Origin of the sequence: Cognatundibacterium aquatile, from assembly GCF_014699135.1 — a bacterium.
GTDB classification, from domain to species: domain Bacteria; phylum Pseudomonadota; class Gammaproteobacteria; order Burkholderiales; family Burkholderiaceae_D; genus Undibacterium; species Undibacterium aquatile.
Map to the genome: position 1 here is coordinate 339,418 of NZ_JACOFT010000001.1, position 24,310 is coordinate 363,727.

At 51.1% G+C, this 24,310-nt stretch carries 19 protein-coding genes; 9 read left to right on the top strand and 10 right to left on the bottom strand.

Features of this window, described 5'->3' with window-relative positions:
- Window positions 1–5 precede the first annotated feature (5 nt).
- Together H8K26_RS01535 and H8K26_RS01540 are read left to right on the top strand one after the other, a co-directional pair.
- Entirely contained in the window at window positions 6–344 is a 339-nt protein-coding gene (locus tag H8K26_RS01535; RefSeq protein ID WP_186883931.1) for a P-II family nitrogen regulator, read from the top strand.
- A gap of 21 nt (window positions 345–365) precedes the next feature.
- Entirely contained in the window at window positions 366–1,940 is a 1,575-nt protein-coding gene (locus H8K26_RS01540; RefSeq protein WP_190476870.1) for an ammonium transporter, read from the top strand.
- Between the two features lie 198 nt (window positions 1,941–2,138).
- Here H8K26_RS01540 and H8K26_RS01545 read toward each other — a convergent pair whose 3' ends face one another.
- The 6 genes from H8K26_RS01545 to ettA form a co-directional block, all read right to left on the bottom strand.
- Window positions 2,139–3,416, bottom strand: a complete 1,278-nt coding sequence (locus tag H8K26_RS01545; RefSeq protein WP_190476872.1) for a tetratricopeptide repeat protein — start codon at window positions 3,414–3,416, stop codon at window positions 2,139–2,141.
- 128 nt (window positions 3,417–3,544) lie between these two features.
- Window positions 3,545–4,135, bottom strand: coding sequence for a hypothetical protein (locus H8K26_RS01550; protein ID WP_190476874.1), 591 nt, complete (start codon window positions 4,133–4,135; stop codon window positions 3,545–3,547).
- Window positions 4,136–4,291: 156 nt separating this feature from the next.
- Window positions 4,292–4,594 carry a DUF2288 domain-containing protein gene (locus H8K26_RS01555; RefSeq protein ID WP_190476876.1) on the bottom strand — a complete coding sequence of 101 codons (303 nt, stop codon included), beginning with the start codon at window positions 4,592–4,594 and terminating at the stop codon, window positions 4,292–4,294.
- Between the two features lie 128 nt (window positions 4,595–4,722).
- Window positions 4,723–5,304, bottom strand: coding sequence for an IMPACT family protein (locus H8K26_RS01560; RefSeq protein ID WP_190476878.1), 582 nt, complete (start codon window positions 5,302–5,304; stop codon window positions 4,723–4,725).
- 108 nt (window positions 5,305–5,412) lie between these two features.
- Window positions 5,413–5,844: a flagellar basal body-associated FliL family protein gene (locus H8K26_RS01565; protein ID WP_190476880.1), complete on the bottom strand. Its 432-nt coding sequence runs from the start codon at window positions 5,842–5,844 to the stop codon at window positions 5,413–5,415.
- A gap of 68 nt (window positions 5,845–5,912) precedes the next feature.
- Window positions 5,913–7,580, bottom strand: a complete 1,668-nt coding sequence (gene ettA / locus H8K26_RS01570) for an energy-dependent translational throttle protein EttA (RefSeq protein WP_186883924.1) — start codon at window positions 7,578–7,580, stop codon at window positions 5,913–5,915.
- Between the two features lie 182 nt (window positions 7,581–7,762).
- Between ettA and H8K26_RS01575 the strand changes: the two genes are divergently transcribed.
- The 3 genes from H8K26_RS01575 (at window position 7,763) to H8K26_RS01585 (ending at window position 11,355) form a co-directional block, all read left to right on the top strand.
- Entirely contained in the window at window positions 7,763–8,374 is a 612-nt protein-coding gene (locus tag H8K26_RS01575) for an OmpW/AlkL family protein (protein WP_190476882.1), read from the top strand.
- A gap of 289 nt (window positions 8,375–8,663) precedes the next feature.
- The gene (locus H8K26_RS01580) at window positions 8,664–9,173 is read left to right on the top strand and encodes a DUF1993 domain-containing protein (RefSeq protein WP_190476884.1); all 510 of its coding nucleotides are present in this window, start codon (window positions 8,664–8,666) and stop codon (window positions 9,171–9,173) included.
- Between the two features lie 469 nt (window positions 9,174–9,642).
- Complete coding sequence (locus H8K26_RS01585) at window positions 9,643–11,355, top strand: sensor domain-containing diguanylate cyclase (protein WP_190476886.1); 1,713 nt, start codon at window positions 9,643–9,645, stop codon at window positions 11,353–11,355.
- A gap of 84 nt (window positions 11,356–11,439) precedes the next feature.
- On the opposite strand, the gene H8K26_RS01590 is transcribed toward H8K26_RS01585, so the two are convergent.
- Complete coding sequence (locus H8K26_RS01590) at window positions 11,440–12,084, bottom strand: EamA family transporter (RefSeq protein ID WP_190476888.1); 645 nt, start codon at window positions 12,082–12,084, stop codon at window positions 11,440–11,442.
- The gene (locus tag H8K26_RS01595) at window positions 12,084–12,311 is read right to left on the bottom strand and encodes an EamA family transporter (protein WP_190476890.1); all 228 of its coding nucleotides are present in this window, start codon (window positions 12,309–12,311) and stop codon (window positions 12,084–12,086) included. Before H8K26_RS01595 ends, H8K26_RS01590 begins: the two co-directional genes overlap by 1 nt.
- A gap of 133 nt (window positions 12,312–12,444) precedes the next feature.
- Between H8K26_RS01595 and H8K26_RS01600 the strand changes: the two genes are divergently transcribed.
- Together H8K26_RS01600 and H8K26_RS01605 are read left to right on the top strand one after the other, a co-directional pair.
- Window positions 12,445–12,891: an Lrp/AsnC family transcriptional regulator gene (locus tag H8K26_RS01600; protein ID WP_186883919.1), complete on the top strand. Its 447-nt coding sequence runs from the start codon at window positions 12,445–12,447 to the stop codon at window positions 12,889–12,891.
- Between the two features lie 2 nt (window positions 12,892–12,893).
- Window positions 12,894–13,832: a LysR substrate-binding domain-containing protein gene (locus H8K26_RS01605; protein WP_190476892.1), complete on the top strand. Its 939-nt coding sequence runs from the start codon at window positions 12,894–12,896 to the stop codon at window positions 13,830–13,832.
- 16 nt (window positions 13,833–13,848) lie between these two features.
- Here the strand turns inward: H8K26_RS01605 and H8K26_RS01610 are convergent, their stop codons facing one another.
- Both H8K26_RS01610 and H8K26_RS01615 read right to left on the bottom strand, forming a co-directional pair.
- Window positions 13,849–14,997 (bottom strand): trans-sulfuration enzyme family protein, encoded by a 1,149-nt coding sequence (locus H8K26_RS01610; RefSeq protein WP_190476894.1) that lies wholly within the window; start codon window positions 14,995–14,997, stop codon window positions 13,849–13,851.
- A gap of 78 nt (window positions 14,998–15,075) precedes the next feature.
- The gene (locus H8K26_RS01615; RefSeq protein ID WP_190476896.1) at window positions 15,076–16,437 is read right to left on the bottom strand and encodes a pyridoxal-phosphate dependent enzyme; all 1,362 of its coding nucleotides are present in this window, start codon (window positions 16,435–16,437) and stop codon (window positions 15,076–15,078) included.
- 574 nt (window positions 16,438–17,011) lie between these two features.
- Between H8K26_RS01615 and H8K26_RS01620 the strand changes: the two genes are divergently transcribed.
- Together H8K26_RS01620 and icmF are read left to right on the top strand one after the other, a co-directional pair.
- Window positions 17,012–20,623, top strand: a complete 3,612-nt coding sequence (locus tag H8K26_RS01620; RefSeq protein ID WP_190476897.1) for an indolepyruvate ferredoxin oxidoreductase family protein — start codon at window positions 17,012–17,014, stop codon at window positions 20,621–20,623.
- A gap of 287 nt (window positions 20,624–20,910) precedes the next feature.
- Window positions 20,911–24,279, top strand: coding sequence for a fused isobutyryl-CoA mutase/GTPase IcmF (icmF, locus tag H8K26_RS01625; protein ID WP_190476900.1), 3,369 nt, complete (start codon window positions 20,911–20,913; stop codon window positions 24,277–24,279).
- Window positions 24,280–24,310 lie beyond the last annotated feature (31 nt).

A 24,310-nucleotide genomic window follows, 5' to 3' on the forward strand; every position in this document is an offset into this window, starting at 1 on the left:
ACAACATGAAACTGATTACTGCCATTATTAAACCGTTTAAGCTCGACGAAGTCCGCGAAGCTTTATCAGAAATGGGTGTGCAAGGAATTACTGTGACTGAGGTGAAAGGTTTCGGTCGTCAGAAAGGGCATACCGAGTTGTATCGCGGTGCCGAGTATGTCGTCGATTTTTTACCAAAAACAAAAATTGAAGCAGCCGTGGACGATGCGATTGTGGATCGTGCAATTGAAGCGATTGAAAGCGCTGCACGCACTGGAAAAATCGGTGACGGCAAGATTTTCGTCTATGACTTGCAACAAGTTGTGCGTATTCGTACCGGTGAAACCGGCAACGACGCACTCTGATCCGCACACTAGGGAGTTCATATGAAAAAAGTACTGAAGAGCATACTGGTTGCGGGAGCATTTCTCGCTTCCATAGGAATGACTGCGGTCGCGTGGGCTGACGATGCACCGGCCAAAGCGGATGCCATTGTCGCATCTGCGGTCGCCACCAGTGCCTCGGCACCAGCAGTGACGGAGGCTGCGGCTGCTTCGGTGGCGGCACCGACGGCAGCACCAGCCGCGGCGGTCGCTTCTGCGGCAGATGCCGCACCGGTGGCTGCTGCACCTGTGCCAAATAAAGGCGACACCGCATGGATGCTGGTTGCTACCTTGCTGGTGATTTTGATGACCTTGCCAGGTCTGGCATTGTTCTACGGTGGTCTGGTTCGTTCTAAAAACATGTTATCGATTTTGGTGCAGGTTTTCATGATCTTTGCCGTGATCATCGTTTTATGGTGCATCTATGGTTATTCGCTGACCTTTACCGAAGGCGGTAAGTTTATCGGCTCGTTCGACCGTCTGTTCCTGAAAGGTATCTGGGATCCTGCTAAGGCGACATTCTCCACTGCCGCAACATTCAGCAAAGGTGTGGTGATCCCTGAGTTTGTGTATGTCGCGTTCCAGGCAACTTTTGCAGCTATCACTTGTGCGCTGATCATTGGTGCATTTGCTGAACGTGCAAAATTCACTGCGGTATTGTTGTTCGTGGTGTTGTGGTTCACCTTCAGTTATCTGCCTGTCGCCCACATGGTCTGGTTCTGGACTGGCCCTGATGCGATTAAAGATGCAGCAACGCTGGCAACTGAAACTGCTAAAGCAGGCTTCCTATTCCAGAAAGGTGCACTCGATTTTGCTGGCGGCACAGTGGTTCACATTAATGCCGCAGTAGCAGGTCTGGTCGGTGCTTTCCTGATTGGCAAACGTGTTGGTTACGGTAAGGAATCGATGGCGCCGCATTCTCTGACGATGACCATGATCGGTGCGTCTTTGTTGTGGGTGGGCTGGTTTGGTTTCAATGCTGGTTCAGCATTGGAAGCTGGCGATATCGCAGCGCTGGCATTCATCAATACCTTACTGGCAACCGCAGCAGCGACAGTATCCTGGGTCTTTGGTGAATGGATGTCTAAAGGCAAGCCATCCATGCTGGGCGGTGCATCTGGTGCAGTTGCGGGTCTGGTTGCGATTACACCAGCATGTGGTTTCGTCGGACCGATGGGTGCATTAATTATTGGTTTGCTGGCAGGTATTGTCTGCTTGTGGGGCGTGAATGGCCTGAAACGTCTGATCGGTGCGGATGATTCTCTGGATGTCTTCGGTGTACACGGCGTTGGCGGTATTCTCGGCGCTCTGCTGACTGGCGTCTTTGCTTCGCCATCCTTAGGCGGCCAGGGTATTTTTGATTACGTCGCTAACAAAATGTCTGCTGATCCTTACTCCATTATCGATCAGGTAACGACACAGGCAACAGCGGTCGGCGTCACAATTCTGTGGTCGGCAGTGGTTTCCGTGATCGCGTACAAACTGGTTGATCTGGTGGTTGGTTTGCGTGTCCCTGAAGATGAAGAACGTGAAGGTCTCGATATCACCAGCCATGGTGAGTCTGCCTACCACTCTTAATACAGGAATGAAATTGTCGTAGTAAAGCTAGTATCCTCAGTGCATGAAACAGAGCGCATGCGACTGATTTACAAGCGGTTTGGCCACACAGCCAGACCGCTTTTTTTTTGCTTGCAAGAGACAGTGAATGACGGATTGGAAGCGAAAAAAAACACCGGCAAATGTGCCGGTGTTTTTGATTCGAATGAGGTCTGTATTTTATTTTGCTTCAGCAGGACGAACGTAAGTCCACAGGCGGGCAAGGTCGGCAGCGCCATCTGTACCCTGAATGGATTTGAACACTTCCAAAGCTTTATCGCGATTGCCTGATTGCAGGTAAGCCATACCGAGGTGAAGTTTTGCTTCTTCCATCGATTTCAGACCACCCTTGGCAATTCCTTGCTCCATCAGTGCAATGCCTTTTTCTGCCTGTGCATTGATCACATAGTTGTAACCAATGTTCACCAGGCCTGTGCCTGTTTTGGCATTTTTAGCAGAAGTCTCACCAGCATCCAGCGTTTTAATATCTTCTGCCGCTTGCTTGTACACGCGATCACGCAATTGCTTATGTTTAGCCGCTTCTTTTCCTGTGCCCAGCAAACCAGAAGTGTAACCTGCGTCTATCGTGGTTTTTGCTTCTGCCGGCAAACCGGCGAGCAAGGCCAACTCGGCCATTTCTACGTATTGTCCGGCATCATCGATATTTTTTGTGACCAACAGCAGGCGGTACAAGTCCAGACGCAGACGGTCAGAAAAACCGGGTTTGTGTTCAGTCCGGTAAATCAGATCACCCCAGTATTCTCTGGTCGGATAATGCTGAACCACGCGCTCTAATACCGCAGCGTAACCAGCGTTGTCTTTCAGTTGCTGATAGCTGCTGGCCAGCAAACGCAGATTTTCTTCTGAAGGAATGCGTTTCGCACTTTCATCTTCGGCCAGCATGATGTTCAGTTGTTTGATGGCGCTGTTGAAATCATTTTTCAGGTAGTAGCCGCGGGCAACCATATTTTTGACCTGAGCATTGCTGTTATCTTTTTCCAGATAACGTTTTGCCCACAGGATGGCCTGATCATATTTTTTTTCGTTGTAATACGTACCGGCAAGGCCTTCGATCAGACGCAGTTTTTCAGCATCTTTCAGAAATTCTGAATTGACCATGCCTTCAAATGCTGTCGCCAGCTGATCGGTATTGTTGGTACCGGAAGCAATGACTGCGTTCAGGCGATGCAGAGCAAAGGTTTCATAGGCAGTTTTGTTCTCAAAGGCATTGAGTTCATTCACTTTATCCTGTGCTTCTTTGTACTGCTTTTTCTCAAGTAATTCCTGAATTTCAGTTAATGGCCTAACCATTTCTTTACGAACAACAGACTTTTTGGCCAGTTCCGCAGCTTTGTCGGCTGCTTCATCTGCATGCGCTACGCCAGCGGTGACTGGGGCAATGCCTGTGCCGAGTGCTGCAAACATCATCGCAGCGAACAGAAAAGAGATTTTTTTCATGAAATATCCGGTAAAAAATGAACATGACCGCATGGACACGGTTATTACTTAGCATCACATTCAGCCATTCATTTTGTCTGGCTGTGGATGGGGCGAACAGCGAATTATAACTGAGCCCGTGACAGCGTTCACCACTTGCAGCCGGTATCGACAACAGTGCTGACTGCGAGTGGGATGACCGCCAGCAAACCTATACCTGAATAGGCTTTCAGACAGTCTTTGCGCTCGGCTTTTTTGGTGCCATCGGCCAGTTTCTGTTCAAAGCCCTCGTCACGCCGATGACTTTGCTGGATTTTTTCTATGGTTCCGGGCTGACGCTGTTTATCGATCGCCAATGCCGATCGCTTCAAATCGTCCAGATTCAGGCGCGGCTCTTCTGCGCTGGTGACGGCTGGCGTGATGACGCTAGCATTACTCTCCGCGATAGGATTCAACGTGATCGCGTTGGCTTTTTCGGGCTTGTTATTGAGCGGTGTGGGATTGTTGCGTTTCGGGGCTGTCGGCAGATTTTTTTCTGGCGGCACTAAACTTACTTCGGGAATGCGCGGCGTTTGTATATCAATCAATTGCAGATAGCGCATTTCGTTTGCTTCGGTGCGCACTCTTATCCAGTGCTGATTCTGCCAGCCGAGCCACAAGACGCCATGTACAAATAACATCAATACCAACGCCACTGTGCGGCGGGTGAAGGTCAGGGGTTTGTGCAGCTGAAATTGCATGGCATTTCCTGTTGCATTGAACATGGCACTCAGACCAACGGTTTTTAATAAAAGTTCAACAGCCTCATATACTGGGAGGGAGTATCTATAAAATTATCCCTGAAGTCTAATTAAAATAAGGGGAATTCACCGTTCATTGGCGATACTCCCCCATTTTTAAGATGCCCGGTGTTGCACCAGTATCCAGGGTTTGACCACTACCGTCCATAATTCCAGTTCATGTTCCAGCCAGACTTTGGCCTGCTCATCGCTGACTTTATACAAGCGACCTGTACTCAGTAATGACTGAATTTCTGCTGCATTGTCGTTGGCCATGTGCAGTGCAATTTCGACCAGATCGAGATCCGGTGCAATGGCAAGCACATTACCGGAGGCAAAATGTTTGAGCAGTTCGCTCCAGGGAAAAAGCGCTGTTTCCTGATTGATTTTCGTGCGCAGATGGTCGGTAGTAGAAGACATAAGAATGGAAAACGGTAAAAATTATTGAGAAATGCGGTTCAGAAGTGCGATTCAAAAGTACGGTATCAGCTCGTCGGTCATGATACCTAAAGCATCGTTGCGCTGGCATCGTCGTTCGCCTGATCATATCAGGAGGAAATTTGAACCTGGCCTTTCAGCATTTCGGTCAGCTCATCGATAAACGAGGTAATCTGTTTTTCTTTCATGCTGAGCTGCATCTGAGTGGATTCGGTGTAGCTGACTGCTATCACTTGCGCCTGATATTTTTCAATCAAGCGCCGTACTTGCGATTCATCTGCAAATGCAATGCTGAACATGATTTCTGCCATCGTTTCGACGGCGATCAACTGGGCAGTTTTAAACGCATCGGAAATGGCCTGTCCATAGGCGCGTGTCAATCCGCCTGCGCCTAATTTGGTGCCGCCCCAGTAACGGACAACCACCGCAAGCACGTTGGTCACATCTTTGTGTACCAATACGTTGTACATCGGTTTGGCGGCGGTACCCGATGGCTCGCCATCGTCATCCAGACCTGAGTCACCCGTACAAACCAGCGCCCAGCAGACATGCACGGCACCCGGATGCTGCGCACGGATATCCGCCAGACGGGCGCGCGCCTCAGCACGGGTGTGTAGCGGATACAACTGGCCCAGAAAGCGGCTTTTTTTTATTTCTATCTCCGCGAAAGCGGGTGCTGCCAGTTGGTACATGAAATTGACGAAGAAAATGAAGACAGAAACTGCAGGCAGAAGTTACATCAGAAAACGACAGCAGCTTTTGTCAGTGCTTACTATGCATAGAAGCGCAGCTGCTTTCGATCATTGAATCACAAAATTAACAAAGAAAATATCCGTCACGCCGTCGTGTTCTTTGACGTCGAGTACACGATTAATTCTTTCTTTTATTTCATCGATCAGCTCATTTTTACCTTCGGCGGTCTGAATCTGTGTCGATTCTTTTCCACTGAGTAACATGATCAACGAATGACGCACGACCGGCATCATTACTTTAACTTTGTCAGCGATTTCAGGTTTCGCTAACTGCAGAGTAATGCCGATTTGCAGATAACGGTCAAAGCTCGACAGATTAACGATGATAGGTTCCAGTGCGGCGGTTGGGGCGCCGGCAGACGCACTGGCTTCCTTGCCACCGGAATTGGCTATCGCATGGCCGGATAACAGCGTGAAAAAACAAAAAATGCTGGTGAAAATCGCTTTTGATAAAGAAATGGAGCGTCTGTTATTGGCCATAATGAAATTCCGGAAATCTTGTTTTTATAAGAGGACAGCAATGCGGTGTCTGCTGTCCTCTGGTGCTGTTACACCGTCAGTGGTTTGTAGCGAATACGCTTAGGTTTGGCACCTTCTTCACCCAGACGTTTTTTCTTGTCGGCTTCATATTCCTGGTAGTTGCCATCGAAGAACGTGACTTGCGAGTTACCTTCAAATGCCAGGATGTGCGTCGCGATACGATCAAGGAACCAGCGATCATGCGAGATCACCATCACGCTGCCAGCGAATTCCAGCAAAGCGTCTTCCAGCGCGCGCAGGGTTTCCACGTCCAGATCATTCGATGGTTCATCCAGCAGCAAGACATTGCCGCCTTGCAGCAGGGTTTTCGCCAGATGCAGACGACCGCGTTCACCGCCGGACAGATTGCCGACAATCTTTTGCTGATCGCCACCTTTAAAGTTGAAACGACCCAGATACGCGCGCGATGGCATTTCAAAACGACCAACCGTCAGAATATCGGCACCATTGGCGACGTCTTCAAACACGGTTTTGGTATTGCCCAGGTCTTCACGTGACTGATCGACCAGCGAGATTTTGGCAGTCTGACCGAGCACCACTTCGCCGCTGTCTGGTTGTTCCAACCCTTTGATCATTTTAAACAGCGTCGATTTACCGGCGCCGTTAGGGCCGATGATACCCACGATTGCGCCAGGTGGAATCCTGAAGCTCAGGTTGTCGATCAGCAGACGGTCACCGAAAGCTTTCGAGACATTCTTGAACTCGATGACTTCATTACCCAGACGCTCAGCGACAGGGATAAATATCTCTTGGGTTTCATTGCGTTTCTGGTATTCGTGCTCGCTCATCTCATTGAAACGGGCCAGACGTGCCTTGCTCTTGGCCTGACGTGCTTTCGGATTCTGACGCGACCATTCCAGCTCTTTCTGCAGTGCTTTTTGGCGTGCTGATTCGGTCGCTTCTTCTTGCTTCAGACGGGCTTGTTTCTGATCCAGCCAGGAAGAGTAATTGCCTTTCCATGGAATGCCAGCACCGCGATCCAGCTCCAATATCCATTCTGCAGCGTTATCAAGGAAGTAGCGGTCATGCGTAATCGCAACGACGGTACCGGGGAAACGCAACAGGAATTGTTCCAGCCAGTCAACAGATTCTGCATCCAGATGGTTGGTTGGTTCATCAAGCAGCAACATGTCGGGTTTTGACAACAGTAAACGACATAAAGCAACGCGGCGTTTTTCACCGCCTGACAGCACGCCGATTTTGGCATCCCACGGCGGCAGGCGCAGTGCATCCGCGGCCATTTCCAGTTGCAGTTCAACGTTATCGCCTGCAGAAGCCGAGATGATGGCCTCCAGGCGCGCCTGTTCTTCAGCTAAAGCATCGAAATCGGCATTTTCTTCAGCGTAAGCTGCATACACTTCTTCCAGCTTTGCTTTTGCTTCAAATACCTCGCCGAGTGCAGATTCGACCGCCTCACGTACGGTTTGCTCAGGATCGAGCTGCGGTTCCTGCGGCAAATAACCGATGTTCAGGTTAGGCATCGGTACGGCTTCGCCCTGAATGTCTTTATCAATCCCCGCCATGATTTTCAGCAGCGAGGATTTACCTGAACCATTCAGACCAAGCACGCCAATTTTGGCGCCAGGAAAGAAAGAAAGTGAAATATCTTTCAGGATTTGACGTTTCGGCGGAACGATTTTTCCGACACGATTCATGGTGTAAACGTAATTAGCCATTATTTCTTTGTTGTTAAATGTAGACAATGCCCGCAAGGATACCTCATGCGCGCCGAGACAAACGTATTTTGCCAAATTTCACATAAATTTGTGCCTCGCATCAAATTTGATTTAGCGCAAATTGCAAGGCGTATCCCAGAACTACACTTCATTCATCAACTTAGACAACCGAGGAAAACAAAATGAAAAAGATCGTTATCGCTCTCTCTTTAGCTGCAATGGGTTTAACAGCAACGCAAGCTATGGCTCAACAAAGCCCATGGCAAGTACGTGCCCGCGCAGTGAACATCAGCCCAGATAATAAATCTGATGCTATCGCCGGTTTGGCGGCTGCAGATGCTATCCACGTCAGCAACAAAACTATTGCTGAAGTCGATATCACTTACTTCGTTACACCAAACTGGTCTGCAGAACTGATCCTGACTTACCCACAAAAACATGATGTGACATTGAATGGTACTAACATCGGTACATTCAAACATCTGCCACCAACACTGACAGCGCAATACCACTTCGCTCCAGATGCACAAGTAAGCCCATACCTCGGCGCTGGCGTGAACTACACACGTATCTCCGATGTTAATCTGTTAAAAGGTGCTGCTGATCTGGACAACAACAGCTTTGGTTTCGCGATTCAAGCTGGCGTGGATTTCAAACTGGATAAAAACTGGTCTCTGAATCTGGATGTGAAAAAAGTACAGATTCGCAGCGATGTGACTTTGGGCGGTGCGAAAATCAGTGCTGTTAAGGTTGATCCATGGTTGGTAGGCGTAGGTGTAGGCTATCGCTTCTAAGCAACAGCAAGTTTATCTTGTAAAAAAAGCCGGTCTGATGACCGGCTTTTTTATTTGCTGACGTTTTGTTCGTAGTGTCTGGGGTTTTAGATATGCTTTGCTGGTTCACGGACAAGCTGCTTATGCGCAGACCAGAAGTGGTGCTGACAGACCTATCGATATCTATGCATGGATTTCGCAGCAATTGTGTTGCCCGCGTACGTGGAAAATCAACCCGGCCTATAATCAGCGCGCTTGATCAGCTTTGATTTTATGTGACTTTTGTCAGCCATTAACGGAGAACCCCACCATGACGATTTCTATGTATGCAGCATCAGTGCCCGTATTCACCCAAATGCTGGACAGTCTCAGCGAAGTTTTAAAGAAAGCCGAAGAGCACGCGGCAGAAAAAAATATCGCGCCGGAAATTTTATTGCAGGCGCGTTTATTTCCTGACATGTTCGCGCTGATACGTCAGGTGCAGATTGCTGCTGATTTTGCGAAAGGCGTTGCGGGTCGTCTGGCAGAGAGCGAATTGCCTGCGTATGAAGACAATGAGCAGACTTTCGCCGATTTGCAGACACGGATCGCGAAAACTAAAGCATTTATCAGTTCTTTAGATGCGGCAAAATTTGCCGGTAGCGAAGAGCGTGAAATTATTTTGCGTCCTGGTACGCCTAAAGAAAAAAAACTGAACGGTCAAACTTATTTGCTGCAATACGGTTTGCCGCAGTTCTTTTTTCACGTCACAACGACTTACGCAATTTTGCGTCATAACGGTGTCGCGCTAGGTAAAAAAGACTTCATGGGCGCTTATTAATTAAGCAGTCAGTTGAATTTCAACAACACGCAGGTCTGATGACGAGGTTAAGCGCAGACCGGTGTTGTTTTTTTCCAAAGTTGAAAGTTCATGACGCCCATACGCATTGGTGGTTGGCAAACATGTTGCCAACATTCTTTATGCGGTCTGGCAGAACCATGCTACGCATTTTGGATAACAATTTTTGCGCATTTCATGGCGAGGCTAGTCTTAAAATTTCCGCAGTCAGTTTTACAAATAGCTGATCTTCTGCGTTGTGCCAACTGCAAGAATAAATTTCTCTACGCTGATTTTTGATAACAGAGTAAGCGCTCTATCGACACGCATGCAGTTCATAGTATGCTGCACAAATACGGTATTTTTTTAATTGCGTCTTTGGAATATAGCCGTGGCGTGGACGAGTGAATGAGATCAGATCCTCTACCGCACATCGCTTTTCCCTACTTTTGTTGTTTAGCCTGAATCTGATATGAGTCATTCGTCTCTGCGCCGCCAACTTGTGATTCCGATTACCTTATTGGTGATCGGTGTTTCGGCTGCGATCGGCTGGGTATCTATGAAAGCAGGTACAGACGCGGTGCATACGCTCACGCAACGTATGCTGGTTGATATGGTCAATCGCATCAACCTCTCTACTGAAAGACATATAGAGGGTGCATTGATAGCGCTGGAATCGGTGGCCCCCAGTGCGGATCGTATGCCGAAAGAACATGTATTTTCCACGGACATGCATACCTTGGAAGACAAGTTCTGGGCCGCCAGCGGCTTGTTTATGGATGTGAATAATTACGTCTATTTTGGTGGCAAAGATGGGCGTTTTGTCGGTGTCTATCGTATCTCCAAGCGGGATGTCCAGTTATTCTGGCGCGAACCGGAAGCCAGTCGCCGGGACGTCTATCATGTGACGGGTATCGGTGACCGTTCGGAACTGATACGCAGCGATGAATTTGATCCCCGCAAGAGACCCTGGTATCAGACGGCGATGCGTTCTGAAAAACCAGTGTGGTCCAAGATTTACAACAATTTTTCGTTTAATTTCCCTACAATAACGCTGGCGAAGGCTGTATTCCAGAAAAATCATGAGTTTGCAGGCGTGTTGGCGACTGATATGACTCTGATGGAGCTATCGAATTTTTTACGAAAGCTGGAAATCAGCAAAAACAGCGTTGCCTACATTGTTGACGCAGATGGTTATATCGTTGCGACTTCGGGCGAGGAGGTGCCACAGCGTACCGTCAATGGCGTACCCGAACGCGTGCGCGCGGTCGATATGAAGACGGCGTTGATCAGAGACACTTTCTCGAATATTGGTAAGTCAAAAACGGTGGAGCCCGAGGTATTGGCTATGGACCTCAGCGGTGGCGCAGTGGATGTCGCAATATCTCCACTTGGCGTCAGACAAGGATTGAACTGGCAGACGATTGTTGCAGTACCACGTGCCGATTTCATGCGCGAAATAAATAAAGGGTTTATGCAAAGTGTTGTGATTGCTATCGCATGTATTATTTTTGCGCTGACGATAGGGCTAACAATTGTTGAACGAGTGGTTCGCGATATACGAAAACTCACTGCAGCGGCAGAAAAATTCGGTAATGGCGAACCTATGCCTAAGCTACATATCCGTCGTCAGGATGAGATAGGGATACTGACGCAGACCTTTGTTGACATGGAAAAAAAGCTGCGATTTGACAAACTAACGCAAGTCGCCAATCGCGAATCATTGTTTGCAAAAATCACTTACCTGCAAAAAAACTCGAAAGAAAACCCGGACGAGGAAAACGGCTTTACTTTACTGTTCGTTGATCTGGATCGTTTTAAACAGGTCAACGATAGCCATGGTCATGATGCTGGCGATCAGGTGCTGATGATTACCGCTGCACGACTTTTGTCCGCGATCCGCGATACCGATGATGTTGCCCGTTATGGTGGAGATGAATTTGTATTGCTGTTGAGAGACACCAAAAATTCTATTGATATTCATAACATGGTGGAGAAAATCTCTTCTCTGGTTGAAGAGCCTATCGCGTTGGATGATGCGGTCGTTGAAATTGGCGCATCAATAGGCTGGGCCTGTTTTCCCGAGGATGGTGATGAATATGTACAACTGATCAAGATTGCCGATAGCCGTATGTACAATTCCAAGCGCGACCGCAAGTCAGGGCAGTTGATTCATATAGTCTAACGTGGTTGCTGGATCAGCAGCCATGGCTGCAATTGCGCAGGGCTTCCGCCTAAGTTATAAGTAAGGAGCCCGCCAATTTTTCTGCTATTTGCTGGCCTGACGTGCCGTGGTCAGCAAAACAACGCTACCGAGTATGACTGCCATGGCCAGCATGGCTTTGAACGACAAATGTTCGCCGCCAAACAAAACACCGAGAGCGACGGCGATGACAGGATTCACATACGCATAGCTGGCAGCCAGTCCGGTGGATACTTTCGATAATAAATACATATACGCGGTGAACGCCAGTAAGGAACCTGCGATCACCAGATAGGCCCAGGCCGCCAGTGCTTCAACAGTGACTGGCCCTGTCATGCTTTCCCCTTTCAACAGACTGACGATCACCAGAAACAAACCGCCGATCAGCATCTCACTCGCAAAGCCCATACCGCCAGCCGCCATTTTGAGTTTTTCCTGCGACAGGATAGAGCCGACATCCCAGCACAATATCGCACCAAGCAGGAACAGGACACCGATAGGTTTCGCGGCGAAATCACCATCGGACGCCAGCAACATGGCACCAATAAACCCAGCCAGTATCCCTATCCATTCGCGCCGTTTCGGCCAGTCGCCGAACAGTCCCGACAAGCCCGATAAAATCATCGGAGAGCAGGCGATAAATACCGCAGTCAGCCCGGAAGACACATATTGCTGCGCACAGGCGGTCAGACCTGTGCCGCCACCCAGCATTAAATGCCGACGATGCCACCGTCACGCCACTCGCTGAGTGTCGGATTCGCTGCGCCACGCCATTTTTGCCAGGCAAATAAAATCGCGCCAGCGACCAGAAAGCGCGTGCCTATCATCATGAACGGTGGAAACGCTTGCAAGGCAACTTGTATTGCGAAATAGGTAGAGCCCCAGACAACGTAGACGGTCAGCAGGGCAGTTAAAACGGAACGGGGCAGGTGGCGCATGCAAATAGACGAGAATGAGGAGAAAGAGCTGAATGTGGAATAGTGTAGGGAACTCTGCCTTGTTTTTAAATGGATAGTTCAAGGTAAATCAGGTACATTTCTTTTAAATTAATTGAAAAAAGACGATTTCACCATGAAGATAGAATTAGATATGATGGACGCCAGAATTCTCGATATTCTGCAGGCAGATGCTCGTGTGACGCTGGCCGAAATTGGCCGCCGCATACATCTGAGTCAGCCAGCAGTGGCAGAGCGCATCAAGCGCATGGAAGCTGCGAAGGTCATTACCGGCTACCACGCGCACGTCAACCCGGAAGCCTTGGGTTATGGCATCACCGCATTTGTGCGGATAGCAAGTCGTTCCAGTGATATGCCTGTCGTCAAAATTGCTGAGCAGGTACCAGAAGTGGTCGAATGTCACGCTATTACTGGTGAAGATTGCGTGATCGTTAAAGTAGTCGCTTCATCTGTCCGAGAATTGGAGCGGGTCATTGCCAGTCTTGCCCGCTGCGGCGTGACATCGACTTCGCTGATTTTATCTTCATCAATCGAGCGGCGTGCGATCAAGCCGGTGGAGTAAGTATGGAACTGCGCCAGTTACGTTATTTCATCGCGATTGTGGATCATGGTTCCTTGTCACGTGCGGCGAAAGTGCTGCATATCGTACAGCCTGCATTGACGCAACAATTACAACATCTCGAAGAAGAATTGGGTGCCACCTTGCTGCATCGGTCAGCGCAGGGTATGCAGGCGACCGATGCCGGCAAGCTGTTTTATGAACATGCGCAAGCCATATTGAAACAGGTTAGTGACGCCAAATCAGCTGTCACCCAATCAACCGATAAGCCCAGTGGTACGGTGGCGCTTGGCATACCGCAAAGCGTTTCCGGTGCGCTCGCTTTTCCACTTTTGACGGCGGTGCGTGCAGCGTTTCCGGATATCGTATTTCAACTCACAGAAGAGCTGACCGGCAATCTGACCGAGCAGTTAAAATCAGGTCGTCTGAATCTGGCTATTCTGTTTAATGATGGACAACTGCAAAATCATTTCGCATGCACACCGTTGGTCGAAGAAGAAATGATGTATATCACCCGCGCCGATTCGCAGTTTGCCTGTAAACGCAAAAGCATCAGTCTGAAAAAGGCATTGCAGACGCCGTTGATCCTGCCGAGTATTCAACATGGTGTGCGGCCCGGAATAGAAAAAGTGGCACGTGAACATGGGTTGGAAATCGAGCAGGTGATTGATATCACCTCAATTGCCATTCTGAAATCGGCATTGCTGGCCGACATGGGCGCGACCATTTTGCCGGTCGCACCGATGCTGGCGGAAATCGAACGCGGAGAGTTGCTGGCGTGGCCTGTCAGCGATGTGCAGCTGTCGCGTACTGTGACGCTGTGTTCGTCGAAAAATATCCCCCTCACAAATGCGGCCATGGCCGTCGAAAAACGGGTGCTCGACGTTACCCGGCAACTTTGTCAGCACCGGGTCTGGCCGCATACGCGCAGTCTGATGTCGTAAGCCCCGCCGTTGGTGTTCAGATCGCCGCTAAAGCCTGCGCCAGATCCGCTTGCAGATCGGCAGGATGCTCGATACCGACCGACAGGCGCAGTAAATTTTCACCTATGCCTCTTTCAATACGCAATGCTTCCGGTATTGCTGCATGTGTCATCGACCACGGATGGTTAATCAGACTTTCTACGCCGCCGAGACTTTCCGCCAGCGTAAATAATTTCAGTGCCGCGACGAAGCGTCGCAAGCCAGCGGCATCGGTGTTGAGTCTGATGGAGATGATGCCACTTTGTCCTTTGGGTAGCAGACGTTGCGCGAGTGCGTGTTGCGGATGCGAGGCGAGGCCGGGATAAATCACATCGCTGATTCCGCTTTGCTGTTGCAACCATCTTGCCAGTGTCAGCGCATTGCTGCTGTGTCTTTGCATGCGCAAGGCTAATGTACGTAAGCCCCGCAACGCGAGAAAGCTGTCGAACGGTGCCAATATTGCGCCAACTGCATTTTGCAACCAGCGCAGCTTATCTGCCAGCGCCTGATCTTTGACGATGACAGCACCGCCGATCACGTCAGAATGGCCATTCAGATATTTGGTGATCGAATGCAGTACGATATCGGCACCGAATTCCAGTGGTTTCAACAGGTAAGGTGTGACGAAGGTCGCATCAACAACCGTCAACGCGCCAACGCCGCGTGCGATTTCCGTGATGGCAGCGATATCCGGAAATTTCAGCAACGGATTGGTCGGCACTTCCAGCCAGACCAGTTTGGTGGCAGGTGTGATTGCAGATCGCAAAGCAGTCAGATCATCGGGCGCGACATAGCGTACTTTTAAACCAGCACTACGTGCTTTGACTTGTTCAAATAAGCGCCACGCACCGCCGTATAAATCGTCCACCGCAACGATTTCGCTGCCTGCTTCTAATAATTCCAGTACTGTCGTCATGGCTCCCAGACCGGAAGCAAAGGCGAAACCGGCAGTGCCGCCTTCCAATTCTGCCAGCGCCCGCTCGAAAGCCTGACGACTGGGATTGCCGCTGCGCCCATATTCAAAGCCAGTGTGCTCGCCCGGAGCGCGTTGCGCGTAGGTGGAGCTCAGATAAATTGGTGGCATGACCGCGCCGGTGCTATCTGGCTGGTAGCCTGCGTGTACGCTCAGGGTATCGGGGTGAGACATGTTTATTTCCTAAAAATGAATGAAGACTGTCAGGTGGCGGTGCATCGCGGTGTCAGTTGGTTTTCGACGGTGGCCGGGTTAATGGCGTTGCCAGTAGTTGATCACATCGGTTTGTGTAATCAGGCCGAGAAAATTGTCGCCATCGATGACGGGTGCCACCTTGTTTTCGCGGAAGATACCGAGCAGGTTTTCCAGTGGGTCGTGCGGATGCAGCGTCACCAGATCCTTACTCATCACTTGGCGTACTGGCTGCGTAAAGTTGGCTTTATCGGCGCGCAGTGCCAGCAAAATATCCCACTCATCAATGATGCCGACCAGCTGCGCATTGCCTTCTATGACTGGCATTTGCGAAATGTCGTGACGGCGCATTTTCTGATACGCATCTGCCAGTGTGTCTTCTTGGCGTGCAAAGACAGTGGCACCACGCTGATGAGGCCGTGTAATCAGGTCAGTCAGATTGTCGTGTTGCGGTTGTTGCAGCAAACCCTGATCAACCAGCCAGTTATCGTTGAATTGCTTGGAGAGGTATTTGTTGCCGCTGTCGCAGATGAAAGTCAGCACCCGTTTAGGTCTGGTTTGCGCACGGCAGTAACGCAGCGCGGCGGCAACCAGCGTGCCACTCGAAGAGCCCGCCAGCAAACCCTCTTTTTCTAACAGGGCGCGGGCGGTGAACAGACTTTCTTCATCGCTGATCCGATACGCACTTTTCACCATGGAAAAATCCGCAAGTGGCGGGATGAAGTCTTCACCAATGCCTTCGACGCGCCAACTGCCAGCGGTGCCGTAGCTGCCGGTTTCTACATAATCAGCGAGAATCGATCCTTGCGGATCGGCGAGTACAAATTCGAGTTCTGGCGCGGCGGTCGAAAAATAGGCACTGAGTCCGGATAAGGTACCGCTGGAGCCGACACCGACCGCAATCGCATCGAGTCTGTTTCCCATCTGCTGCCAGATTTCCGGCCCGGTACTGGTTTGATGTGCAAGCGGATTCGCTGGGTTATTGAACTGATCGATGTAATACGATCCCGGCGTTTCATCAGCGATGCGGCGGGCATAATCCTGATAGTAAAGAGGATGACCTTTATTGACATCCGAACGTGTCAGCAAGACTTCCACACCCATCGCTTTGAGTTGCTGGATTTTTTCTGTGCTCATTTTATCCGGCACTACCAGCTTGATTTTGTAGCCTTTGCGGATTGCCACCAACGCTAGCCCCAGCCCGGTATTGCCCGCTGTAGCTTCAATGATCGTGCCGCCGGGTTGCAGGTCACCACTGCGCTCGGCCGCTTCTATCATGGAAAGAGCGATCCTATCTTTAATAGAGCCGCCGGGATTCTGGTTTTCCAGTTTGACATACAGTTCGCACAGACCGGTATCCAGTGACTGGATGCGGACAACTGGCGTATTACCTATGAGTGTGAGTACAGGATCAAAAGACATATTTGGGGAATGTGCAATAGGGTAGAAGATTGCAATTTGGCAATCTGAGGCGTGAAATCTTAGCAGTGCCACCAGAATTCAAAGAAAGAATGAATTCGTACTAACAAATGCAAAAAATGCATACCGTCGGAAGTGAGGCGCTTATTTTTGAACTAATAGCAGGCGCAGAATTTGGCTATCAATTTTTATGATACCCGTATTTGAATTCCGTATTTTCTATAATCCATAGGGCGATCTACACTGTGAACACAGCAGATTTCAAAGGAAGTCGGGAAAGCGCTGCAGCGATAATTTCGAAAGCTTTCTTTGATATCTTTCCGGATCTGGACAAAAGGCCGTACTGCAAAGAACTGAGTCATCAATCGTATTCCTGGTGGCGACGTATTTAGCATTGCCATGGTAATGGCTGCTCTGGCTATCGAGTTTTGTTCCGGATTCGAATAAAATGGCTGCTATCTCAGCCAACGCAATGAACCTGTACCCGATACCTCGCTACAGGTGACGAACAAATGTGTGTCTTACCGGACGCTCTGTATGTTCTTTGCGATCAAAAATCACAAATTTTGGAGCCACTATGTCAACCGACACCACGATGGGGTCTGCTGGACTTTCGTCCGCCTCAGGCGCAAGCCCGTCCACCACAGCAACAACCCAATCCGTACCCTCAGTTAATTCTGCTAATTCACCGGTTTTGCACGATGTGCAGCTCGACGATAAATACACGTCCAACAGCGGAACGATTTTTCTCTCAGGCATACAGGCCTTAGTCCGTCTGCCGATGATACAACGTCAGCGCGATCTGGCTGCGGGTCTGAATACGGCCGGTTTTATTTCCGGTTATCGCGGTTCGCCGCTCGGTGGTCTCGATGAGACTTTGTGGAAAACCAAAAAATTATTAGAACAAAATCACGTACAGTTCGTACCGGGTGTGAATGAAGATCTGGCTGCAACTGCCGTCTGGGGCACCCAGACTGTCGATCTGATCGGCCCGGCCAAATACGACGGCGTGTTTTCTATGTGGTATGGCAAAGGCCCGGGCGTAGATCGCTGCGGCGATGTGTTTAAACACATGAACCATGCCGGTACCGCCAAACATGGCGGCGTCTTGCTGGTGGCCGGCGACGATCACGGCGCGTATTCGTCCACCTTGCCGCATCAGTCTGACCATATTTTTTCTGCATGTATGATTCCTATGCTGTATCCCTGCAATGTGCAGGAATACCTGGATCTGGGCTTACATGCCTGGGCCATGTCGCGTTTTTCTGGTTGTGCGGTTGGTTTCAAGGCACTCGCAGATACGGTGGAATCCACCGTCTCGGTCGATGCTGATCCCTTCCGTTTGCAGATCAAGATACCTGAAGATTTTGTGATGCCGGAAGGCGGTCTCAATACCCGTTTGTCGCTGGACACGCTGGGCATACAGGCGCGTAAGCAGGAAGCGCTGATGCAGGATTACAAAATCTATGCAGCGCTCGCGTATGCGCGTGCCAATAAGCTCAATCACGTAACGATAGACAGCCCGCAGGCCAGACTGGGTATTGTCGCCTCCGGTAAATCTTATCTCGATGTGCTGGAAGCACTGGAAGAGCTGGGCATTGATGAAAAGTTCGCTGCTGAGATCGGTATCCGCCTGTATAAAGTCGCTATGCCGTGGCCGCTGGAGCCGGATGGCATACGCGAATTTGCGCAAGGCTTGGATGAAATTCTGGTGGTCGAAGAAAAACGCCAGATGGTGGAATACCAGCTCAAAGAACAGTTGTATAACTGGCGTGACGATGTGCGTCCGCGCGTGATCGGTAAGTTCGATGAAAAAGGCGAATGGGTACATCCGCGTGGTGAATGGCTGCTGACTTCCAAGGCTGATTTTTCTGTGGCGCAGATTGCGCGTGTGATTTCTTCACGAATTGCGCGCTTCCACACCAGCGACCTGATCAAGGCGCGTCTGGCGTTTCTGGAAGCGAAAGATGTGGTGCTGACCAAGCAGGTGAATACTCCGGCGCGTCCGGCTTACTATTGCTCGGGCTGCCCGCACAATACCTCGACCAAGGTACCGGAAGGCAGCCTGGCGCTGGCCGGTATCGGTTGCCATGTGATGGCGACCGCGATTTATCCTGAACACAATAAGCTCACCACCCACATGGGCGGCGAGGGCGCGCCGTGGATAGGTCAGGCGGCTTTTTCCACATTACCGCATGTATTTCAGAATCTCGGTGACGGCACCTATTTCCATTCCGGTTATCTGGCGATACGCGCGGCGGTGGCGGCGAAAGTAAATATCACCTACAAAATTTTGTATAACGATGCGGTCGCGATGACCGGTGGCCAGCCCGTCGACGGCACCATTACCGTGCCTATGATGGCGCAGCAAATGGCGGCCGAGGGCGTCAAGCGCATCGCCTTGGTGACGGAAGATTTGTCGCGTTACAGCGACCGCTCGCAATTACCGGAGATGGTCACGCTGCACGACCGTAAAGACATGGATGCGGTACAGCGCGAATTGCGCGAAATCGCTGGTTGCAGCGTGCTGATTTACGATCAGACCTGTGCCGCCGAAAAACGTCGCCGCCGCAAAAAAAGCGAATTCCCCGACCCGGATCAGCGTCTGTTCATTAACGACGCCGTATGCGAAGGCTGTGGCGATTGCGGCGTGCAATCCAACTGTACCTCGCTGATGCCGCTGGAAACAGAATTTGGCCGCAAACGTGTGATCGACCAGTCTTCCTGCAATAAAGATTATTCCTGCGTCAAAGGCTTTTGCCCCAGCTTTGTCACGGTAGAAGGCGGCAAACTGCGCAAATCAAAAACTGGCACCGCAAAGAACGATGATTTCGGTGCTTTGCCTGAGCCGCAACTGCCGGCCTGCGGCAGCGCTTACAACATCCTGCTCAATGGTATTGGCGGTACTGGTGTGATCACGGTCGGCGCTTTGCTTGGTATGGCGGCGCATCTGGAGGGCAAGGGCGCATCGGTGCTGGATATGACCGGTATGTCGCAGAAAAATGGCTCGGTGACTTCGCATATCCGCATCATCGAACAGGCTGACAAACTGCGTGCGCAACGCATCGCCACCGGTGAAGCCGATCTGATACTGGGTTGCGACATCCTGACTGCCGGTGCGCATGATGCGATTTCCAAAATGCGTGCAGGTCGTACCCGTGCCGTGGTGAATACCCACGAACAACCGACCGGCGCGTTTGCCAAAAATGCAGACTGGCAGTTCCCGCTGGAGTCGGTCGAACATCTGATCAGCGAATCGGTAGGTGGCAAGGTCGATTTCATCAATGCGACCCGTCTGGCCACCGCGCTGATGGGTGACTCGATTGCGACCAATCTGTTCATGCTGGGTTTCGCCTATCAGAAAGGCGCGATCCCTGTATCGGAAGCCGCGTTAACGCGTGCGATTGAACTCAATGGCGTAGCGGTTGAAGCGAACAAAAAGGCGTTCCTGTGGGGTCGTCGCGCTGCGGTCGATCTGCCGAAAGTAGAAAAAATTGCGATTCCGGCTCAGAACGTCGTTGTGAGCATGCCGCAAAGCCTGGACAAGCTGATCCAGCGCCGCGTTGACTATCTGACGGCGTATCAGAATGCCGCCTATGCCGCGCAATACAGCGATCTGGTCAGCCGGGTGCGCAGCACGGAAAGCGCCTTGGGGCAGGGTAATCGTCTGAGTACGGCGGTGGCGAAATACTATTTCAAACTGATGGCTTACAAAGATGAATACGAAGTCGCGCGCCTGTACACCAATGGCGAATTCACTGACAAACTCAAACAACAGTTTGAAGGCGATTTCAGTCTGAAATTTAATCTGGCACCACCCATTTTCTCGAAGAAGGATGGGCAAGGACATCTGGTCAAGGCGCAATACGGCTCCTGGGTCTGGCAGGCATTTAAACTGCTGGCGAAATGCAAAGGTGTGCGTGGCACGGCGCTGGATATCTTTGCTTATACCGCAGAGCGTCAATCCGAACGTGCCCTGATTACCGACTACCGCGATCTGATCCTGAACCTGATGTCAGGTCTGAATCAAGATAATCTGGAACAGGCGGTGGCGCTGGCCAATCTGCCGGAACATATCCGTGGTTTTGGTCACGTGAAGGAAAAATCGGTCCTAACCTACTATGCTGAAAAAGCCGCCTTGCTCAGCCCGCAAAAAGCGACAGTAACAGAACTTTCCCGCGTCGCCTGAGGCTGACAAGCGCGCTCCTGCCGCTGCTTTTTGATGGCAGGGGCGTGCTTGCGAACCGGAAATGATTGCCGGAATCGTGAATATTTTTCAGGCACTCAATCTGCATGGGCATGCTGAGCCATTTTTGGTCTGTAAGCCGCGTCAGTATTGAGTGTCACGCTTTTTACCTGCTTACATATACTCATTGACGTTTACGTTAACGTCATATAACTTAGCTGCATAATTAATCAGCAAAGGAAATCCGCCGCCCAGAGCGCAAACCTTTGCCATACCTTGTTGAGGAAGACATGACTGACCTGTCCGTAGCCCAGAATCTGACCGAATATAAACCTGCGAATAAAGTGCGCTTTGTTACTGCCGCATCCCTGTTCGACGGCCATGATGCCTCGATCAATATCATGCGCCGCATCCTGATGGCGAATGGCGCCGAAGTGATTCATCTCGGACATAACCGCTCGGTCGAAGAAATCGTCACCGCCGCCTTGCAGGAAGACGCGCAAGGTATTGCGATTTCCAGCTATCAGGGCGGCCACGTCGAGTATTTCAAATACATGATCGATCTGCTCAGACAGCGTGGCGGCGCGCATATCAAGGTGTTCGGCGGCGGCGGCGGGGTGATCGTGCCGGAAGAAATCGCCGATCTGCATGCTTACGGTGTGACGCGTATTTTCAGCCCGGAAGATGGGCAACGCATGGGGCTGGTCGGCATGATATTGTCCATGATACAGGCCTGCGATGTGGACTTGTCCGGCTATGCACCGACCTCGCTCGATGTGCTGACAGAAGGTGACATCACGACCAAACATCGCCCGCTGGCGCAACTGATTACCGCGCTGGAAAACGACAGCGTCAAACCGGAATTGCGCGCCGAATTATTGAAAGCCGCAGAACAAACCACTGTGCCAGCGTTCGGCATTACCGGCACTGGTGGCGCAGGTAAATCCTCGCTGACCGATGAGCTGATCCGCCGTATTCGCCTTGATCAGGATGATCAATTGAATATCGCACTGATCTCTATCGACCCTTCGCGCCGTAAATCCGGCGGTGCCTTGCTGGGCGACCGCATTCGCATGAATGCGATTAATCCGTGGGCCGGGCAAGTGCGTGTGTTCATGCGCTCGCTCGCCACGCGCGAAGCCGGTTCGGAAATTTCCCAGGCTTTACCCGATGTGATTGCGGCCTGCAAAGTGGCTGGCTTCGATCTGGTGATCGTGGAAACCTCCGGCATCGGTCAGGGTGACGCGGCGATCGTGCCGCATGTCGATGTATCGATGTATGTGATGACGCCGGAATTCGGGGCTGCTTCGCAACTCGAAAAAATCGATATGCTGGATTTCGCCGATTTTGTGGCGATCAATAAATTCGACCGCAAAGGCGCGCAGGATGCCCTGCGTGATGTTGCCAAACAATACCAGCGCAACCGCGAAATGTGGAGCAAAAAGCCTGACGAGATGCCAGTCTATGGCACGCAGGCTTCGCGCTTTAATGATGATGGCGTGACGGCCCTGTATCAGGGTTTGCTGCCAGCGCTGACCGCCCGTGGCTTGAAAGCTATTCCAGGCAAACTGGCACCGGTGACCGTGAAATTTTCCAGCGCCAAAAACGTGATCGTGCCACCGGCCCGCAGCCGTTATCTGGCCGAAATTGCCGATACCGTGCGCGGTTATCACAAGCATACCGGCAAGCAAGTGGTGCTCGCGCGCGAACGCCAGCAACTGCACGAATCAGCACGCATGCTGCATGAACATCTGCATGCAAGCGGCCGCGCTCCGGTACTCGTTCGCCCGCAGGCAGAGCAGGCCGGGGCTGGGGAATTGCAATCCCGCTTGCGCGAAAACGATATTTTGTTTGAACTGAATCAGCTTGCCAGCGACAAAGATGCCCAGCTTGATGCCGAATCCAAAAAGCTGATCAGCATGTGGCCTGATATGCAGCAGGCGTATTCCGGTGATGAATATGTCGTCAAAATCCGCGACAAAGAAATCCGCACCCGCCTGACTTACAAATCCTTGTCTGGCACGACGATACGCAAAGTGTCCTTGCCACGCTTTGTCGATCACGGTGAAATCCTGCGCTGGCTGATGCTGGAAAATGTGCCGGGCTCTTTCCCTTACACCGCCGGTGTGTTCGCGTTTAAACGCGAAGGCGAAGACCCAACCCGTATGTTCGCCGGTGAAGGCGATCCTTACCGCACCAATCGCCGCTTTAAATTGGTGTCGCAAGGCATGGATGCCAAGCGCCTGTCCACCGCTTTTGACTCGGTCACGCTGTATGGCGCTGACCCAGCGATTCGCCCTGATATCTACGGCAAAATCGGTAACTCCGGCGTTTCCGTTGCGACGCTGGATGATATGAAAGTGCTCTACGACGGTTTTGATCTGTGCGATCCTGCGACTTCGGTATCGATGACCATTAACGGCCCGGCACCGACGATACTCGCCTTCTTCATGAACACCGCGATTGATCAGCAAATGGATAAATTCCGTGCGGACAACAAGCGCGAACCGACTGCTGACGAAGCCGCCAAAATCCGCGCATGGGTGTTGATGAATGTACGCGGCACGGTACAAGCCGATATTCTGAAAGAAGATCAGGGTCAGAATACCTGCATCTTCTCGACCGAGTTCTCGCTCAAGGTGATGGGCGATATTCAGGAATACTTCGTGCACCATCAGGTACGTAATTTCTATTCGGTGTCGATTTCCGGTTACCACATTGCCGAAGCCGGTGCGAATCCGATTTCGCAGCTCGCATTCACGCTGTCAAATGGCTTTACCTTTGTCGAAGCCTACCTCGCCCGTGGCATGCACATCGATGATTTTGCCGCGAATCTGTCCTTCTTCTTCAGCAATGGCATGGACCCAGAATACACTGTGCTGGGTAGGGTGGCGCGCCGCATCTGGGCGGTGGCGATGCGTGACAAATACGCTGCGAATGATCGCAGTCAGAAACTGAAATACCATATTCAGACTTCGGGACGCAGCTTGCACGCGCAAGAAATCGACTTCAACGATATCCGCACCACGCTGCAGGCATTGATTGCGATTTACGACAACTGCAACAGCCTGCATACCAATGCCTATGATGAAGCGATCACCACGCCGACCGATGAATCAGTGCGTCGCGCTTTGGCGATACAGCTGATCATCAACCGTGAATGGGGTCTCGCGAAAAACGAAAACCCGATTCAAGGTAGCTTCATCATCGAAGAACTGACCGATCTGGTGGAAGAAGCCGTGTTGCAGGAATTCGAGCGTATCGCCGAACGCGGTGGCGTGCTGGGTGCGATGGAAACCGGCTACCAACGCGGCAAGATACAGGAAGAGTCCATGCATTATGAACACCTGAAACATGACGGCACGCTGCCTATCATCGGCGTGAACACCTTCCGTAATCCGAAGGCAAATGACACGCCGCAAAAGATAGAACTCGCACGTTCAACCGAAGAGGAAAAACAATCGCAACTCACGCGCCTGGCAGACTTTCATCGACGCCACGCCGACGTTGCACCGCAAGCACTGGCAGCGTTGCAACAGGCCGCCATCAACAATGAAAACGTGTTTGCAAAACTGATGGACGCAGCACGGGTCTGCTCACTCGGCCAGATCACCACCGCCTTGTTTGAAGTGGGCGGGCAATACCGCCGCAATATGTAGTTGACCCGCTCATCAATCCAATGCGCTGTCG